Annotated in this window: 24 protein-coding genes and 1 pseudogene; 6 read left to right on the forward strand and 19 right to left on the reverse strand. The window is 68.8% G+C overall.

Going from position 1 to position 16,036, the window contains the following annotated elements:
* Positions 1-118: 118 nt before the first annotated feature.
* The 19 genes and pseudogenes from ACFRMN_RS19375 to ACFRMN_RS19465 form a co-directional block, all read right to left on the reverse strand.
* A complete protein-coding gene (locus ACFRMN_RS19375) occupies positions 119-559 on the reverse strand; it encodes a DUF6278 family protein (protein WP_383020918.1) in 441 nt (146 codons plus the stop codon).
* A 107-nt stretch (positions 560-666) separates the two neighbouring features.
* Positions 667-1,446 carry an exodeoxyribonuclease III gene (locus ACFRMN_RS19380; RefSeq protein ID WP_383020921.1) on the reverse strand — a complete coding sequence of 260 codons (780 nt, stop codon included), beginning with the start codon at positions 1,444-1,446 and terminating at the stop codon, positions 667-669.
* Between the two features lie 30 nt (positions 1,447-1,476).
* Positions 1,477-2,109, reverse strand: coding sequence for an MBL fold metallo-hydrolase (locus tag ACFRMN_RS19385; protein WP_383020924.1), 633 nt, complete (start codon positions 2,107-2,109; stop codon positions 1,477-1,479).
* A 57-nt stretch (positions 2,110-2,166) separates the two neighbouring features.
* Positions 2,167-3,456: a 4-carboxymuconolactone decarboxylase gene (gene pcaC / locus ACFRMN_RS19390; protein ID WP_383020928.1), complete on the reverse strand. Its 1,290-nt coding sequence runs from the start codon at positions 3,454-3,456 to the stop codon at positions 2,167-2,169.
* 377 nt (positions 3,457-3,833) lie between these two features.
* Entirely contained in the window at positions 3,834-4,112 is a 279-nt protein-coding gene (locus ACFRMN_RS19395; protein ID WP_383020929.1) for a gas vesicle protein K, read from the reverse strand.
* Positions 4,109-4,339, reverse strand: coding sequence for a gas vesicle protein (locus ACFRMN_RS19400; protein ID WP_383020932.1), 231 nt, complete (start codon positions 4,337-4,339; stop codon positions 4,109-4,111). The genes ACFRMN_RS19395 and ACFRMN_RS19400 overlap by 4 nt, the downstream gene beginning before the upstream one ends.
* Positions 4,340-4,341: 2 nt before the next feature.
* Positions 4,342-5,145: a GvpL/GvpF family gas vesicle protein gene (locus ACFRMN_RS19405; protein ID WP_383020935.1), complete on the reverse strand. Its 804-nt coding sequence runs from the start codon at positions 5,143-5,145 to the stop codon at positions 4,342-4,344.
* Positions 5,142-5,501, reverse strand: a complete 360-nt coding sequence (locus ACFRMN_RS19410; protein WP_383020937.1) for a gas vesicle protein — start codon at positions 5,499-5,501, stop codon at positions 5,142-5,144. Before ACFRMN_RS19410 ends, ACFRMN_RS19405 begins: the two co-directional genes overlap by 4 nt.
* Positions 5,498-6,445: an SRPBCC family protein gene (locus ACFRMN_RS19415; protein ID WP_383020940.1), complete on the reverse strand. Its 948-nt coding sequence runs from the start codon at positions 6,443-6,445 to the stop codon at positions 5,498-5,500. Before ACFRMN_RS19415 ends, ACFRMN_RS19410 begins: the two co-directional genes overlap by 4 nt.
* 6 nt (positions 6,446-6,451) lie before the next feature.
* On the reverse strand, positions 6,452-7,075 hold the full coding sequence (locus ACFRMN_RS19420; RefSeq protein ID WP_383020943.1) for a histone protein: 624 nt from the start codon (positions 7,073-7,075) through the stop codon (positions 6,452-6,454).
* Positions 7,054-7,335: a gas vesicle protein GvpG gene (locus ACFRMN_RS19425; protein WP_383020945.1), complete on the reverse strand. Its 282-nt coding sequence runs from the start codon at positions 7,333-7,335 to the stop codon at positions 7,054-7,056. The genes ACFRMN_RS19420 and ACFRMN_RS19425 overlap by 22 nt, the downstream gene beginning before the upstream one ends.
* Position 7,336: 1 nt before the next feature.
* Positions 7,337-8,083, reverse strand: coding sequence for a GvpL/GvpF family gas vesicle protein (locus ACFRMN_RS19430; RefSeq protein ID WP_383020948.1), 747 nt, complete (start codon positions 8,081-8,083; stop codon positions 7,337-7,339).
* A gap of 3 nt (positions 8,084-8,086) precedes the next feature.
* A complete protein-coding gene (gvpJ, locus tag ACFRMN_RS19435; protein WP_383020950.1) occupies positions 8,087-8,536 on the reverse strand; it encodes a gas vesicle protein GvpJ in 450 nt (149 codons plus the stop codon).
* Between the two features lie 36 nt (positions 8,537-8,572).
* Positions 8,573-8,893 (reverse strand): gas vesicle protein, encoded by a 321-nt coding sequence (locus tag ACFRMN_RS19440; protein WP_383020953.1) that lies wholly within the window; start codon positions 8,891-8,893, stop codon positions 8,573-8,575.
* Between the two features lie 296 nt (positions 8,894-9,189).
* Positions 9,190-9,789, reverse strand: coding sequence for an alkaline shock response membrane anchor protein AmaP (locus ACFRMN_RS19445; RefSeq protein ID WP_383020955.1), 600 nt, complete (start codon positions 9,787-9,789; stop codon positions 9,190-9,192).
* A gap of 43 nt (positions 9,790-9,832) precedes the next feature.
* Positions 9,833-10,567, reverse strand: a complete 735-nt coding sequence (locus tag ACFRMN_RS19450; RefSeq protein ID WP_383020958.1) for a DUF6286 domain-containing protein — start codon at positions 10,565-10,567, stop codon at positions 9,833-9,835.
* Entirely contained in the window at positions 10,564-11,019 is a 456-nt protein-coding gene (locus ACFRMN_RS19455) for an Asp23/Gls24 family envelope stress response protein (protein WP_383020961.1), read from the reverse strand. The genes ACFRMN_RS19450 and ACFRMN_RS19455 overlap by 4 nt, the downstream gene beginning before the upstream one ends.
* A gap of 98 nt (positions 11,020-11,117) precedes the next feature.
* A pseudogene (locus ACFRMN_RS19460) lies at positions 11,118-11,303 on the reverse strand (hypothetical protein); the annotation flags it as partial.
* 83 nt (positions 11,304-11,386) lie between these two features.
* On the reverse strand, positions 11,387-11,863 hold the full coding sequence (locus ACFRMN_RS19465) for an Asp23/Gls24 family envelope stress response protein (protein WP_383020963.1): 477 nt from the start codon (positions 11,861-11,863) through the stop codon (positions 11,387-11,389).
* A gap of 316 nt (positions 11,864-12,179) precedes the next feature.
* On the opposite strand from ACFRMN_RS19465, the gene ACFRMN_RS19470 reads away from it, so the two are divergent.
* The 6 genes from ACFRMN_RS19470 to ACFRMN_RS19495 all read left to right on the forward strand — a co-directional run bounded on the left by ACFRMN_RS19470 (position 12,180) and on the right by ACFRMN_RS19495 (position 15,948).
* Positions 12,180-12,716, forward strand: coding sequence for an RNA polymerase sigma factor (locus tag ACFRMN_RS19470; RefSeq protein WP_383020966.1), 537 nt, complete (start codon positions 12,180-12,182; stop codon positions 12,714-12,716).
* Complete coding sequence (locus tag ACFRMN_RS19475; RefSeq protein WP_383020968.1) at positions 12,707-13,384, forward strand: hypothetical protein; 678 nt, start codon at positions 12,707-12,709, stop codon at positions 13,382-13,384. The genes ACFRMN_RS19470 and ACFRMN_RS19475 overlap by 10 nt, the downstream gene beginning before the upstream one ends.
* A complete protein-coding gene (locus ACFRMN_RS19480; protein ID WP_383020970.1) occupies positions 13,381-13,779 on the forward strand; it encodes a hypothetical protein in 399 nt (132 codons plus the stop codon). Before ACFRMN_RS19475 ends, ACFRMN_RS19480 begins: the two co-directional genes overlap by 4 nt.
* A gap of 156 nt (positions 13,780-13,935) precedes the next feature.
* Positions 13,936-14,619 carry a HemK2/MTQ2 family protein methyltransferase gene (locus ACFRMN_RS19485; RefSeq protein WP_383020973.1) on the forward strand — a complete coding sequence of 228 codons (684 nt, stop codon included), beginning with the start codon at positions 13,936-13,938 and terminating at the stop codon, positions 14,617-14,619.
* Positions 14,620-14,656: 37 nt separating this feature from the next.
* On the forward strand, positions 14,657-14,893 hold the full coding sequence (locus tag ACFRMN_RS19490) for a CDGSH iron-sulfur domain-containing protein (RefSeq protein WP_383021055.1): 237 nt from the start codon (positions 14,657-14,659) through the stop codon (positions 14,891-14,893).
* Positions 14,890-15,948 carry an iron-containing redox enzyme family protein gene (locus ACFRMN_RS19495; RefSeq protein ID WP_383020976.1) on the forward strand — a complete coding sequence of 353 codons (1,059 nt, stop codon included), beginning with the start codon at positions 14,890-14,892 and terminating at the stop codon, positions 15,946-15,948. The genes ACFRMN_RS19490 and ACFRMN_RS19495 overlap by 4 nt, the downstream gene beginning before the upstream one ends.
* Positions 15,949-16,036 lie beyond the last annotated feature (88 nt).

The following is a 16,036-nucleotide window of genomic DNA, read 5'->3' on the forward strand; positions in this document are numbered from 1 at the left end:
AGTCAGCGCAAACTATCCAGCCGGACAAGGGACTTCGCACTCGACACGCACACGTGGGGCATAAGCCGTATTTACTGCGCAGGAGGCCTGACCCCGGCCTCGGCGGCTGAGGCCGGGGTCAGGCCTCGGCGGCCTCCGCGTAGACCTGGGACAGCTCGGGCGCTCCGGTCGCCGCCCAGTCGAGACCGGACTCGACGACCTGGATCTCGCGCCCGGAGACGAGACGCACCACGGGGTGCCCGCCGGGCCAGATGTGCCAGACCGCGCCGGGCACCGTACGGACGATCACCGTGCCCAGATACAGCCCCGCGTCATTGCCCAGCCAGGGCAGCTCCTCGGGGTCGTCGCGCCAGTGCGGCGGCAGCTGGTCAAGGGCCTCCAACGAGGCCGGGGAGTCGTCCAGTTCAAGACCGTTCTGCCCCGCACGGGCACGCAGCAGCTCGCACTCGGCGAGCAATTCGGCCACGCCCTCCGGGTCGCTGTCGACCACGGAGGCGAGCGCTGTCCCGTCCTCGCCGCCGTGCCGCTTGCGCCAGTTGTCCAAGAAAGGGATGTTCATACCACTCAGCGTGCCATTCCCCTTGCCGGGGCACCATAGGGCGCGCGGACCCCTCGGACTCCCCGGACTCCCCGGACTCCCCGGACTCCCCGGACTCCCCGGACTCCTCAGACGTCGATGTCCACGACCACAGGGGCGTGGTCCGAGGCGCCCTTGCCCTTGCGCTCCTCGCGGTCGACGTAACTGTCCTTGACCGCGCCCTCGAACGGCGCGTTGCCGTAGACCAGGTCGATACGCATGCCCTTGTTCTTCGGGAAGCCCAGCTCGCGGTAGTCCCAGTAGGTGTACGGGCGGTCGTACTTGAGCGGGCGGGGCACCACATCGGACAGCCCCTCCTCGCGCAGCGCGGCGAGCGCCGCACGCTCGGCGGGGGTGACATGCGTGGCCCCCTCGAAGCGGGAAATGTCCCACACGTCCTCGTCGGCCGGGGCCACATTGAAGTCACCGAGAACCGCGAACGGCCGCGCGCCCGCCGCGTCGTCGGCCACCGCCACGCGCAGCGCCTCCAGCCAGCGCAGTTTGTACGCGTAGTGGTCATGGCCGACCTCGCGGCCATTGGGCACGTACACCGACCAGAGGCGGACGGGGCCGCAGGTCGCGGCGATGGCGCGCGGCTCCGTCACGCCCTCGTACTGCGGTCCGCCGGGAAGCCCCCGGACGATGTCCGTCAGGCCGGCCCGGGAGATCAGCGCCACCCCGTTCCACCGTCCGGTGGCGTTGACCGCGGACTCGTAGCCCAGCTCACGGAGCTGTTCGGCGGGGAACTGCTCCTCCGTGCACTTGGTCTCCTGGACGCACAGCACGTCCGTACCGGTGCTCTCCAGCCAGACCAGCAGCCGGGGCAGCCGGGCGGTGATCGAATTGACGTTCCAGGTCGCGATGCGCATGCGGGACAGCCTATCGGCGGGGTCCGACAGTCACAGATCGACGGAGCGGCCCGGGGCGAGCCTGCCGTGTTCCGCGCCGCCCAGACCACCGATCTGGGTGTCGTAGAAGGGCCGGGCCAGCTCCGTGAGCAGCGCGTCGTGGACGTCGAAGGAGCGGCGCGGCTTGACCTCGCGTACGTACTCGATCACCTCGGAGATCTTGCTCCAGGGCGCCTGTACGGGCAGCAGCAGCGTCTCGACCGGGTGGTCGGGGACGGTCAGCGCGTCGCCGGGATGGAAGACCGAGCCGTCCACGAGATAGCCGACATTGGTGATCCGCGGGATGTCCGGGTGTATCACCGCGTGCAGCTCGCCGTAGACCCGGACATCGAAACCGGCGGCGGAGAACGTGTCGCCGTGGCCGACCGAGTGGACACGCCCGGGGAAGGCGGCGGAGATCCGGTCGGCGACGCTGCGCAGCGTCCACAGCTCGGCCGCCGGGTTGGCCTCAAGACCGGCCCGCAGATGCGCCTCGTGGAAGTGGTCGGGGTGCTCGTGGGTGACGAGGATGGCGTCCGCGCCGGTGGTGGCATCGTCCTCGGTGTAGACACCGGGGTCGATGACGAGCGTACGGCCGTCCTTCTCCAGCCGGACGCAGGCATGTGTCTTCTTGGTGAGCTTCACCGCTGACCGCCTCCCTCGCTGTCGGTGCCGCGTATCCGCGCGCACTCTGCCATCCTCCTACGCCTCGGGCGTGGTCTCCTCCTGGATCACGGTCCGCGCCACCCGGAACGCCGTGTTGGCGGCCGGAATTCCGCAGTACACGGCCGTCTGGATCAGGACTTCCTTGATCTCGGCGGGGGTGAGGCCATTGCGCAGCGCGGCCCTCGTGTGGAAGGCCAGCTCCTCCAGATGGCCGCCCGCGACCAGCGCCGTCAGCGTCACGGCGCTGCGGGTGCGGCGGTCCAGGCCCTCCCTGGTCCATACCTCGCCCCAGGCGTAGCGAGTGATCAGCTCCTGGAAGTCGCCCGTGAAGTCGTCGGCGGCCATGGCGCGGTCCACATGGGCGTCGCCCAGGACCTGCCTGCGCACCCGCATGCCCGCCTCGTACGGGTCGGGCCGCCCGGTGGTCACGGCCTCGGGCTGCTCGGCGGGGGCGATCTCCGCGATCGGGCCGATCGTCGCCGAGAGCGCGGGCGCGGGTCCGCGGTCGGGCAGGACGGTGAGACCGGTGGAGGTGTCGGACGGGTTGTACCAGGCGGTGGAGAAGTGGTGGACGAGCAGATCCGTGACGGCGGCGGGCTGCTCGACGGGCGCCAGATGGGAGGCTCCGGGCACCAGCGCGAGCCGGGCGTCCGGTATCCCCGCGACCAGCGTGCGCGCCTCGGCGGGCCCGGTCACCTGGTCCTCCGCGCCGACCAGCACCAGGGTCGGTACGGTGATACGGCCCAGCTCCGCCCGGATGTCGAAGGCGGCCAGTGCCTCGCAGGAGGCGATATAGCACCCGGGGTCGGTGGTACGGACCATCTGGACGGCCCATTCGACGATGGCGGGCTGGGCGGCGGCGAAGCCCGGAGTGAACCAGCGCTCGGGCGCGCTGCGGGCCATCGGGTCCAGCCCGTTCGCGCGGACGATCACCCCTCGCTGCCGGAACTCGTCGGCCGTACCGAACCGGGGCGAGGCCGCGACCAGCGCGAGCGAGGCGACCCGGTCGGGGCGGCGCAGCGCCAACTCGGCACCGATGGCACCGGCGATGGAGCAGCCCACATAGCCGAACCGCTGCACCCCGATCCCGTCGAGCGTGGCCAGCAGCCGTTCCGCCAGCTCGGGGACGCCGGCCGCGGGGTGCGCGGGGGCGCCGCCGTGGCCGGGCAGATCGAAGCGGAGCACCCGCCACTGGCGGGCCAGCTCGGGCACCTGGCGATCCCACATGTGCCATGTGGTACCCAGTGAGGGCCCCAAGATCAGGACGGGTGCGTCTTCTGGCCCGTCAAAGCGGTATTGCAGGGTGTGCGTCGGTGTCTCACTCACCCGCCTGACCCTCTCATCTGTCACGAGATGTCACATCGCCGGGGTGAACCTAACCGCCTTGCCCCGCTCCGGCACTGCCGGACCTGTCGACGAAAGGCGAGCATTCTCGGCCGGGTCCTGCATGGGGCCCAAGCCAGCCATCGGACTGTGAGCCGGTCAGCGCGGTGATCAGGAGGCGGTCCAGCTGGGGCAGACGACGGGCGACCGGCTCGCGCACCTCGTACAGGTCGTCCTCGGTGAGCCACGCGGCGGCGTCGGCCGTGCCCGGGCGTCGAGTGTCCGGCCGGCGCGTTCCACCGTGGCGTCGGCATGGCGCCTCACCAGTTCCGCGGTGCGGGCGTCGAGTTCGGCGACCAGCTTGCCGCATCACCTGTGTGTCAGTCGCGGGGCAGGAGCGTTCCCAAGGGGCCGAGATCCAGATTGAGGTCTTCCATGCTGAGTCCGTGTTGTTCGCAGAGTTCATTCATGCGTTCGTCGAGAAGCATGAGTGTGGTACCGATCCGGTCGACCTGCTCGTCGGTGAGGTCGCCCTGCTCCACCCGGCGGATCGCTTGGCGTTCCATGAGCTGACGCAGGAGTTCCACGATGGTCAGGACCAGGGCGACCAGGTCGCGTCCCATCTGATCGCGGTCCACGTCGATCCGCGTACTGGTCATAGGGGTCCTCCGTCCGCCCAAGGGGCGGGAACTCGTTCGCTCACGGAGGAGAGCAGGGCGTGCAGTGACAGTCTGACCAACGGGACATCGGCGATCGCGATGACAAGGTCGCCGCTCACGACCACGCCGGTCGCCAGTACACGGTCGAGGAGATCGACAAGGGGGACTCCGATGGGACCGGTCAGCGGCTCCGGAGTGGCCCAGGGTGCGGGCTCACGCGTCGTCATCCTCACACCTCGCCGACGAAGGAGTAGGGCACCCATGGTCCGGACATCTCGATGTCCGCGCCGGTCGAACGGCGAAGTCCCATGACCGTATGGGCGACGTCGTCGATCCGCTTCTCGTCCACCAGGTAAGCGGCGTTGAGTACTTGCGTTCTGCCCGGCTCCAGCGGTTCCTGAGCGTGTGTACGCAGGCGCCGGGACGCTGCGGCAACGGTGCGCATCGCCATGTCGACGGTCTCGGCGGTGCGCAGTGCTTCGTCGTGGTGCTGTTCGCGCCGTTTCTGGATGCCGCGCTTACGGTCCAGATAGGCACGGCCGTCGCCGGAGGACGGGCGGCCACGGCCCGGCCCCGTGGGCGGGGGTGTGGCGGTGGGCGGGGGTGTGGTCGGTGTGTACACCTTCACCCCCCACTCGACGCGTCCCTCGATACGCCGCAGGGCGTTGTGGAAGCGTTCGGTGTCCTGGCGAAGGGCCTGTCGCGCTCGCTCGTCGCTCCGGTAGAGCGTGGCCAGGGGAAGGGGAACCGTGGGTCCCCGCATGGCGGCCGCGGAAATCACGTCGTGGTGAGCACGGGCGCAGCGCTCCAGTTCCTGGTGGTCCGAGAGGCGTTCGCGCCAGGCGTCCTCGCTGAAGTGCGCTGCCTCGACATGTTGCACGACGGCTGTGAGCGAGCCGAAGGGCATTGGCCGCACCGGGGAGTTCTCCCCGAGCCCGGGGAGCGTTGCGAGAGTGCTGTGGTCGACGTGTCCGCAGACCGCGAACACGTAGGTGGCGGTGTGTTTCCGCGGAGCGGGGCCAGGGGCGGTCATGTCCCTCGTCTCTCCTTGGTGGGCGTCGGGGGCGGAGCCTGTTCGAGACTGGATTCGAGGGCTTCCAGGCGGGCGCGGAGTTCATCGTTCTCGTCTTGGAGGGCCGTGCGGGCGGCGCGCGAGCTGAGAGCCGGATCGGTCTCCCACCAGTCGATGCCGGCCTTTTTGGCGGTCTCCACCGACGCGACGAACAGCCGTAGCCGGATGGTCAGCAGTTCGATGTCGAGCAGGTCGATCTTGATATCGCCTGCGATGACGATGCCTTTGTCGAGGACGCGTTCGAGAATGTCGGCGAGGTTGGTGGTGCTCGCGCTGTAGCCGGGCGCGCCATCGTGTCTGAAGTCGACGGCGGTCACCGGGCCTCTTCCCCTTCCTCGTCCTCATCCGGCTCGTCGTCGTCCTCGTCCGTCCACTCGCCGTCTTCCTCGTCCTCGTCAGCGGCTTCGGTGTCGTCGTCCTCCTCGGCCTGTGCGGCCTCTTCCTCTTCCATCGCCTCTTCGTGGGTGCGAACGACCTCGCCGTCACGGATCTCGCCCCGCCAGGCGTCCTCGGGCTCTTCGTCGGTGAGCGTGACGTAACGCTGGAAGTGTTTGAGGTCCAGACGCAGACGCCGCCCTTGTGCGCGCCACAGGTTTCCGGTCTTCTCGAAGAAGCCGGACGGGTAGTACTCGACGACAAGGACGATCCGGGTCAAGGCCGGCGCCAGCTCGTGGAAGCTGACCGCCCCCCGGACCGTGGCCTTGGCGCCTTCCGAGGTCCATACGATGCGCTCGTCGGGCACCTGCTCCTGAACGGTCGCTTTGAAAGCACGAGTTGAGGGACCGACCTTGGTCTTCCAGTCGCTCGTCACCTCATCGCTCTGCGACACATCGCGTACGCCTTTGGTGAAGCCGCTGAACTTGTCGTACCGCGTCCAGTGGTCGTAGGCCGTACGGAGGGGCACTCCCACGTCGAGCACTTCGATGATGCTCGTCACCTTGGTGTCTCCTGGCTTGCGTCCCCCGCTGCCGCCGCCGAGAGCCTCTTTGGCTTTGCCCACGACGCTGTCCTTCACGCCCTTCGCCTTGTCCGAGAGGATCGCCTTGAGCGGTGATTCACCCTGGAGACGGGAACCGAGCGCGGGCAGCTTTCCGCCGTTCTCCGCGACGTCGGTGAGCTGACCGGTGACATCCGTCAGTTTGTCGGCGGCCTTCTCGGCCAGGCGCGCCACTTGGGCGCCGAGATGGTTCGAGATCTCTTCGCGCACTCGCCCGAGACTTGAAACGCCGGAATCGGAGGTGTCCTGTGCTGCCCTGGTCATGTCGGACTACCTCCGGCGATCGGCGCGCGTGGGGATCTTCTTGACCGCCTTCTTCGCAGCCGCCGTCTTGGTGGAAGCGGCACGCCTGGACGTGGCTGCCTTCCTGGCCCCGTGCAAGCCGGCGGACGCCGGCTTCTGGGCCGCCACCCCACCGGACCTGCGCTGACCGGAGTGGGCCGGCCTGCCGGATTCGCGGGCGCCCCGGCGATGATGCCTGGGCGGTTCCTCCTCCTCCGGCTCTTCCTCCTCCTCGTACTCGTCTTCCTCCTCGCCCTCCTCGGGCTCTTCCTCGTACTCGTCTTCCTGCTCCTCGTCCTTGGTGCTGAGGGCGAGCGTGCGATCACTGATCGCGTCCGCGAGAGACCCCAGCTTCCGGCTGGCGACAGCCGTCAGTGCGTTACGAGCCGCTTCGAGACCCTCGGTGCGCAGCTGCTCCTGGAGCTCCGCCACCTGTGGGACCCGGCCGAGGCGCCGTACTCCCTCAGCGACCAGTTGCCGCGGTTCGAGGCCGAAGCGCCTGCCCGCCAAGAAGGTCACAGCGGTGAGGGCGAGCCGTCCCTTCTTGGTGCGGCCCAGCACGTAGCCGGCCGCGACCGCGGCGGCCAGCGTTACCTTGGTACTTTCATCCATGAGTGCGCCACCTTCGATCGCTCGCCCGGTCCGGCTCCCGTTTCGTCCAGTCGGTCGAGTAGCCGTTCCTCTTCCTCTTCGAATTCTTCGAGGCTGAGATGTCCATCTTCGAACTCCTGGTTCAGCAACGTGAGTTGAGCGCGAATCAGGGCTGGGTCATGGATCTGACGGTCGGCGGCGTCCATGAGCTGCTCAGCGATCCACGACACTCCGCGAACCGGGGCTAACGGGAAGAGAAGGAGTCCGCTGATCAGACCCATGTCATGCTCCCGCGCCCGCGAGTGAGCCGTCGGCATCAACGAAGCTGTAGCAGGGCAGCGGTCCCGCGACACGCAGTTCCACGCGGTCCCGGCGGTTCGCGGCGAAGTTCTGTGCCGCGGCCCGGAACCGTCCGTCGGTCGCGCTGTCGACAAGGAAGGACACATTGAGCACACACCCCGGGACCTGAGGCCCCGCAACGACAGCGTGGGCCAGAGGTGTCAGCTTCCGTACGGCATCCCGTCCCGCTTCCGCCGCTCTGCGTGAGAGCGCCGTGGCCACCGCTTCGCCCAGGCGCAGATTCGCCTCGTAACCGGGACGTCGCCGTGCGGCTTCACGAAGCATTTGGACGTTCTTGTCCTCTCGGACGAGAGGCGCCAGCGCGTCGGACGGGGCGAACGCTTTGAGGTTCACCTCAACCCGACCGGCGATCCGTTCCAGAGCTGTGAGGTGACGATCCTCGGCCGCGGCCAACTGCGCGCGGAGCGCCGCCTCGTCCGGTGCGACCATGCCGAACCGCATCGGCAGAGCCGGCCCGCCGGCGGTGAGCCGCAGCAAAAGGTCCTGGTGGGCGAGCAGGTCGCGGCGCCGGGCACGCAGTTTCGGCGGAGCGTCACTGACTACTGCGCCGAGCCGCCCCTCCACGAGGACACGAAGAGGAAGCGGCGGGCTTCCCACACCGGCGATTCCTCGCGGGGCGCGCTGCTCCCCCCGGACGATCGCGTAGACGTACACACCGTCGCCTGTCACCGGTCAGTCCTCCACGGAGCGACGGCGTGTGCCGGTACGGGCGGGAACGCGGCGCCGCGGCCTGGTCTCCTCGTACTCCTCGGAATCTTCGGAGTCCTCGTCGCCGCCGCCAATCGCGTGGCGTACTTTGTCTCCCACCGACTCGGCCGCCTTCTTCACTTTGCGCTTGCCGACAGCCTTGGTGACCCCGCCGCCGAAGAGTTCGGGGACCGTCGCACTGCGCGAGTCGAGCTCCAGGTCCAGCCGGTTGCACGCCTCGGCGAACCGGAGGTACGTGTCGACGCTCGCCACGACGATCCGGGCGTCGATCTTGAGGATCTCGATGCCGACCAGGGAGACTCTGATGAAGATGTCGATTACCATGCCCCTGTCCAGGATGAGTTCCAGCGTGTCGTACAACGTGCCGGCGCGTGGTACGTACGCGACCTCGTCGGAGTAGGTGGTCGTTCTCATGGCGCGTCCTCTCGTCAGCAGATCGGCTCGCTACGCTCACTCGTCGGCGGCGCCTCTTCGGTAACGGCGGACCCTGCGGTATTCCAGGAGTTCACCGTCCTGATCGATGTACACCTCGTAGGAAGCCAGCAGACTCGTGGTGTCCGGGATCCGGGCGAGCTCCAGGACATCCACGACGACACACCAGCCGTCGTCGGTGGGCCGTACACCCGACACACCTTCCGTACGGTGGCTGATCAGGCTCTCCAGTCGCTCGCGCGCGGTTCGTGCGGCGCCTTCCGTTCCATGTCCGGGTGAGGCATGCCGACGAGTCGCGGTTGATGTGGATCTTGGCCGCGTCCGAGGTTGTTCTGCCATACGCCAAGTCTCATCGTTCTCTCGCGCACCGCATCCGCAGCAAGCACTCCGCGACTGCTGGGGCGTTGACCGACGACGTCGTTCCGTGAGCGGCGGACGTCTCCCTACAGCCGCGATGCGCTCGCCCTCGTACGGGGCGCGACGCATAGGCCCAACCAGTGGGATTGAGCCGACAGGGGGAGTGGGCCGCCGCTGTTGTAAGAGCCGCCCGACGATCTCCGGGCCGCGGCGCCTCACACGGCACCCACCACACTCTCCGGACCTTGGACGCGAGCTCCGCGATCGTGATGCCGATGTCATTCGGCTCGGCGCGGGCCGTGGCGGGAGACGTCCAGGCGGACAAGCGAAGGCAGCTGGTCCCAGCCGGCGGACTGGCGGGCCCGTTCCACGGCGGTGCTTACGTCTTCGAGTACGTGCTCCGGTGTGATGCCGGGGGCGAGGGTGAGAGCGATGAGGGCCTGTGGGTGAGTGGGAGGCCCGGACACGCGTGCCCTGCTGCGCCGGGTGCCGGGCAGCGTGGTGAGGTCTGTGGTGAGGGCGTCGTTCAGAGCGTGGTCATTGACTGACACGGCTTTCCGGGGGGTGCCCGCGACGGGCAGTTGGCGAGGGCGCCACCGGCGGTGCCGGCACAGCAGCCACGTCAGGGCGAGCAGTATGAGCAGGGCCAGGGCCGCGATGACGGTCGGCCACCACCAGGCCTGATCGGCCCACCGGGCCTGGTCGGCCCGAGGGATCAGGACGTCTTGCGGTGTGGTCAGCGGCCAGCCGGCGGGTGGTGTGAGGCCCCAGCGCCGATAGAGGTCGGCGCCGGCGGCAAGCGTCAGGAGTCCGCCGCCCAGGAGTACGAGTCCGAGCAGGACCAGAAGAATGCGGTTGGTCTTGGTGTGTTCCCTCATCGTCTTCTCCCGTGCTTGTCCGCGTACCTGGGGCCTGAGAGCATCAGGTCGAGCTCCGGCGTACGCGGACCGTGGACCGCGGTGGGCGGGCCAGGGCGAGTTGTTCGCGTTCTTCGCGCCGGATGGTGTCGGTGAGCTCGTCCTTGACGTCGGCTGTGTCGCGGAACCGGATGTCGGCACGGACTGTGATCTTGCGTCGACGCACCCGGACTCGGGCTGCGCTGACCCCTGGGACCCGCATGGCGGCGTCGCGCAGGAGCAGGCCCGCGCTCTTGCGGTCAAGTACCGCACGCATTCGTCCATGCCTGTCGGAGGGGACCCGCAACGGCAATTGGCGTCGCAGGCCGGGGGTGAGGGCAAGGACAATCAGCCATAGGCCCAGGGCGGCGGCGACAACGGCGCCGGTAAGGATCCAGACGTCGTCTACGGGACGGGTGGCGAGTTCGTCGGCCAGGCGGGTCCACCAGGCGGTGGCGGGATGTCCGGTGCGCACCCAGACGGCTTCGAAGAGCAGGGCGCCGGCTGCGAGCAGGATCAGCGAGACCGCCGCAGCGGCGGGGAACCCGCGTGCTCCCCAAGGACGGCGGGTCGGTGCGTGCGCAGGCGCGTGTTGACTCGGCTGTTCAATGGGTGGCGAACCGTGTTGCGGCGAATTCACCGCCGCTGTCGCGGTGGTGTCCGGTTGCGGGCGCGAGAGCTCGCCGCCGTGTTCCGGCGGGGCGTTCGGGTTACGGGAAGTCATGATCATCCTGTCGTCGACGTGGTGCCGCCAGGTCATTGGACTCTTCCTCGCCGCAGGCTCTCGCCGGGGACAAGGCGCCGGACGGACACAGTGACGTCGTCGATACGCATGCCGGTCAGCTGATCCACCCGTTCGGCGATGTAGTGGCGGATCTCGCCGCAGGTGCGGGCGATATCGATGGGATAGGGCAGATCCAGGGAGATTCCGAGACAGGCCGACCCGTCGTGGACGGTGGCTGTGGAGCGGGGGCCGCCCAGGCGCGCGGGAGGCTCGCCGCCTCCTGGGTGGCTGAGAGCTTCACGTTGGAGTCTGAGGGCTTCACGCGCCGCTCGGGCGGCGATACGCGCCACCACGGTGCCGGGGATCAGCGTCGCACCGCGCAGGGCGGGAGCCGGGAGGGACGGAGTGCCGGTGCCTGAGTCTCCTCGACCGCCGGGGAAGGGACGCGGCGAGGGTTGGTCACTCAGCGGCGAGGGCCGGTCGCTCACCGCACCCGCGTCCTGTACTCGGCCCGGGGGGCGGTTCCGTAAGTGCTCCGCCGATGTTCGAAGGTCTCCTGGTGTCCATCACCGCTTCGGAACGTCTCCCGGCGTCCATCACTCCTCCGGGTGGGCACGTAGTCGGAGACATGCACATCGCCGCGCGCCAGGTAGCCAACGATCAGGCCCACCAGGCCCAGGACTGCCACGACGACGAAAGCGCCGAAGCCGCCAAAGTAGCCTGCGAAACCCAGTGCCAGGCCGGTCGCGAGTCCCACCACAGTTGTGTTCATCGTATGCACCCTTCTCACGTCGTGGCCTCTTCCCTGGCGTGCGGCCGGGAGCCGTGCGCGGAGGGAGAGGGGAGATCCGTGGATCACTCCAACCGATCGTCTCGTTCGTCCTCGCCCCCCGGCAGATCGATGTCGTCGACAGCGACGTTCACCTCGACGACCTCCAGACCGGTCATGCGTTCCATGGCCGAGATGACATTGGTGCGGACATCCGCGGCGACGTCGACGATGGGGAAGCCGTAGTCGACGACCACGTCAACATCCACAGCCGCCTGGCGCTCGCCCACCTCGACGTGCACACCGCGGGTAACGCTGGGCTGTGCGCCTGGCACCCGCTCACGGACGCCCCCGATGGTCCGTGCCATTCCGGAACCGAGGTTGTGGATGCCCGGGACCTCGCGGGTCGCCATCCCGACGATCTTCTCCGCGACGCTGTCCGCGATCGTGGTCCGCCCGCGACTCTCCGGCGGGCGGAGGCCGCCCTTCGGGCCTTGCTGTGCCGATGTCTTGTCGGCAGCCCAGTTTTCTTTGGCGGCCGGGCGTTGTGTCGTGTCCGTCATGACGTTCTCCCGGGGGGATGCGGACACCGGATCAGTGCCCGTCACAAGGTTGGACACATAAAATCCGAAATCGTCACACTTATCCGTTCTGTGCATCACGTAAGCTCAAAACATGGGCGCCTGGCCGGGCCGCGTTATCAGGCAACGAGCGCGGGAGCGGTCACGCGGCCCGACGAGAGCCTCGCTCGGGAAGCGAACAGTGGATGCGAAGCAGGGAAGACTCTCACCACCCCGGCGTGCGGCCCCGAGCCCGGCCACTGGGCCGGACGCGCCCGCGGCCGAGCCGATCGGTGATCCTGGCGACGACCTCGGCGGCTTGGACAACGGGATCTTGGTCACCCGGGCCGCTGAAGGCGATGACGACGCGTTCGCCGTACTGGTCCATCGCCACAGTGCACCGCTGCTGGCACTGGCGTACCACATGCTGGGTAACCTCTCGGACGCTGAGGAGGCCGTGCAGGACGCCTTCATCAGCGCATGGCGGCGGCTCCCGGAGTTCCGCGGGGACGCCACGTTCCGCACGTGGATGTACCGCATTGTCACCAACCGATGCCTCAATGTCCTGCGGGGGCAAGCTCCTCCGGTTTCCCTGGACGCCGTTCCCGAACCGACGGCCCACGACGCCGGTGGCGAGCCCGCTCGTGCCGCTGAAAGCGCGGCTGCCACGGCAGCGTTGGATCGAGCGCTCCATGACCTCCAGCCCGGCCAGCGTGCCTGCTGGATCCTGCGGGAGCTGCACGGACTGTCGTACGAGGAGGTCGCACAGGTCTTGGGTGAGAGCGAACAGACCGTACGCGGCAGGCTCTTCCGGGCACGGCGCACGCTGATGAAGGAGATGTCCTCATGGCGCTAGACGACCCCCGTGCCACACGCCCGTGCGACGAGCCGGCCGCCTCGCACCAGGATGTAGACGCCGCAAAGCTCGTCGGGGACGAGCGGCTGCCCTGCGGGCGACGGGTCAGCCACGTCTGGCAGCAGGCCCGCGCCCCCATCGACCAGAACGACCCCCACACGACCGACTGCGTATTCTGCCGACAGACGGTCGAGGGGCTGACAGCTCTGGACGACACCACCCGCACACTCCGTGCGGAACACCTCAGCGCTCACACGGTCGCACGACGAGTCATGCGCGCGGTACGCGCCGAGGTGCGGCTCGGCCGACTGCTGCCCTTGGACGATCCCGCGCAGGAACTGCGGATCGCGGAGACCACGGTGGCGAAGGTCCTGCGCGGTGCCGCCGACCGCGTCCCCGGAGTGCGCGCCGCGAGCTGCCGCCTCAGCCCCGACGATGGCAGCAACAAGGTGACCATCACCATGACCCTCTCCATGACCCTCTCCATGACCCTTGACCTGCCCCTCCCCGGTCGGGCCACCGCGGTGCGCCGGGCCGTGGCGTACGCCGCCGCACAAAAGCTGGGTCTCGCCATCAGCGGCATCGACCTGAGAATCGTGTCCGTACTGGAGCCTCTGACGCCCACAGCCTCTGCCGAACACGCGGAACAGAAGAGGAGTGGACGGTGACCGCCGGAAACACCACACGCATCGAGCGCACCGCCGCCCGGGCGGCGCTGGCGGTCCCCGGGGTGGCCGAACTGCAGCCGAGCCTCCGCCAGGCCCTGGCCCACGCCGCCAACCGGGTCCGGGAGGCCATCGGCTCCCCGGCGCTGCCCCCCGAGGCCGGCATCCACGTCGAACACACCCCCGGAACCGGTGCCTGGCACATCGAAGTCCGTTGTGTACTCACCGACGACCGCCGCGCTCTGGACACCGCACGCGATGTCCGCGACTATGTCCGATCGGCGATCGGTTCACACGTAACCCGCCACGGCATACCGGACCCCGTCACCATCGTCGTTACCGTCACACATATCACCGGACATCGCCCGTCGCTCCATTCCGGGGCCACCGGCCGGTAACACCGACGGCGACCGCCACCGGCCCCATGTAAGGGCCCCGTCCCATGGGCGGTACACGCGTTCCATGACCGCCCCGAGTGGTCCCGCGTCCTCGTCACGCCGACTCTGGAAGAGCAGGTCGGGCGCGATTCCATCCGAAGACGAGGTGGCGGTTTCATGGCCGTACTACGAACCGACAAACCACAGCGCACGCTGGCGATACCTGGTGTCTACGCTCCGCAGCAGGACTCTCACCTGTTGATGCAGGCCATTCACAAAGAGGGCGTCGGGCCAGGCATGGACGTTCTCGACCTCGGCACGGGGACCGGAGTGCTGGCCCTGTGCGCGGCCCGGCTCGGCGCCAGGGTGACAGCCGTCGATGTCTCGCGACGGGCGGTGCTGTGTGCCCGCGTGAACGCCACTCTGTCCCGTCAGCGAGTAACGGTACGCCGCTGTGACGTGTCCGCGATCGCGTTGTCGTATGGCGGGCGCTACGACGTGGTAGTCAGCAACCCGCCCTACGTCCCCACGCCCCCGGTCGGACTGCTGCGGAGCAGAGCGGCCCGTGCCTGGAACGGCGGACACGACGGGCGTGCGCTGGTGGACCAGGTCTGCGCCTGCGCCGCGAACACGCTTCGGCCCCGGGGCGTGCTGCTCATGGTCCACTCCGGGCTGTGCGGGACCGAGATCACGATTGACCGGCTGGCGGTTGTCGGCCTGCGCGCGCACGTCAGTGACCGCATGCTGATCCCCTTCGGGCCGGTCATGCGTTCCCGACTGGCATGGCTGCGTGGACGCGGCCTGCTGGACGAAGGACAAGACAAAGAAGAGCTGGTGGTCATACGTGCCGAACAACCCTGAACGCCCCCGCCGGATATGCCTCGAACGCAACGGTCCGATGCTGGTGGAAGGGCCGGTCACCGTCACGGGCGATGACGGTGTGACCGTCACCTCGGAACGTTTCGTGGTGGCGGTGTGCACATGCCGCCGTAGCCGCACCTACCCATGGTGCGACACCAGCCACCGCCGCAGAGCGTCCGAGCCGCGCAGACCCCCCACCAGTACTGACAGGGCCCCTTGGGCCAACGGCTCCGACCCCACCTGCGCCGACGACAAGGGCGGAGGCCCGGAATGATCGCGACGGAGTACATCGAGTCCCGACTCACCCGCGCAGGACTGCCGACTCCGCGCGGCGACTTGTCTGCGGCAATACTGGCGTCCCTGCGTGACCGCGAGCGCCCCCCGCCAGGGCCGGAGGCGGTGGTGTCCGCAGCCGATCCCTATGGCGGGGATGTCCAACTCGCACTGTACGTACTGTATGAGCTGCACTATCAGGGGTTCGACGGCGTCGATGACGACCGAGAGTGGGACCCGGAACTGCTGCGGCTGCGCGGCGAACTGGAGCGACGCTACCTGGACGCCCTGCGAGCGGACGCGCCGGGCACCGTCGGCGCCGAGGCGGCCTTGGCGCAGATCCTGGCAGAGCCGGCCGACGACGGCACAGGCGTCAGCCACTATCTGCAGCATGATGGCCGACTGGAACAGCTACGCGAGTACGCGGCGCTGCGTTCCCTGTACCACCTCAAGGAGGCGGACCCGCATGCCTGGGTGATTCCGCGACTCCACGGGCGGGCCAAGGCGGCCATGGTAGCGGTGGAGTTCGACGAGTTCGGCGCCGGTCGCGCCGAGGACATCCACGCGCGCCTGTTCGCCGACTTGATGGACGACCTCGGCCTGGAGCACGCTTACGGCCGCTACGTCGACGAGTCTCCGGACGAGGCCCTGGCCCCGGTGACGATGATGTCCCTGCTCGGGCTCCACCGAGCCCTGCGAGGCGCTCTGGTCGGTCACTTCGCGGCTGTCGAGGTGACCTCCTCACCGGGCTCGCACCGGCTGGCCGAGGCCATGCGCCGCGCGGGAGCCGGACCGGCCACGCAGCGCTTCTACGACGAACACGTGGAGGCCGACGCCGTCCACGAACAGGTCGTCCGGCACGAGATCATCACCCCGCTGCTGAGGGACGAACCTCATCTGGAACCGGACGTGGTGTTCGGCATCGAGGCCACCGGACTGCTGGAGGAGCGGCTCGGCACGCACCTACTGCGCGAGTGGCGGCAGGGACGGTCGGCACTGCGCAAGCCGCTCCGAGCGGGCGAGGACGGTACGGCGTGCGAGGGAGCTACGAGATGACCGCCCCGGCCCCGGGTGGAGTCTCGGGCGGTGCGCGCGAGCGGCGGTGCGTGCGAGCGGTGGCCGCCGGCCGCGTCCCGCCCGCCCC

Origin of the sequence: Streptomyces sp. NPDC056835 (genome assembly GCF_042789485.1) — a bacterium.
Taxonomy (GTDB): Bacteria; Actinomycetota; Actinomycetes; order Streptomycetales; family Streptomycetaceae; genus Streptomyces.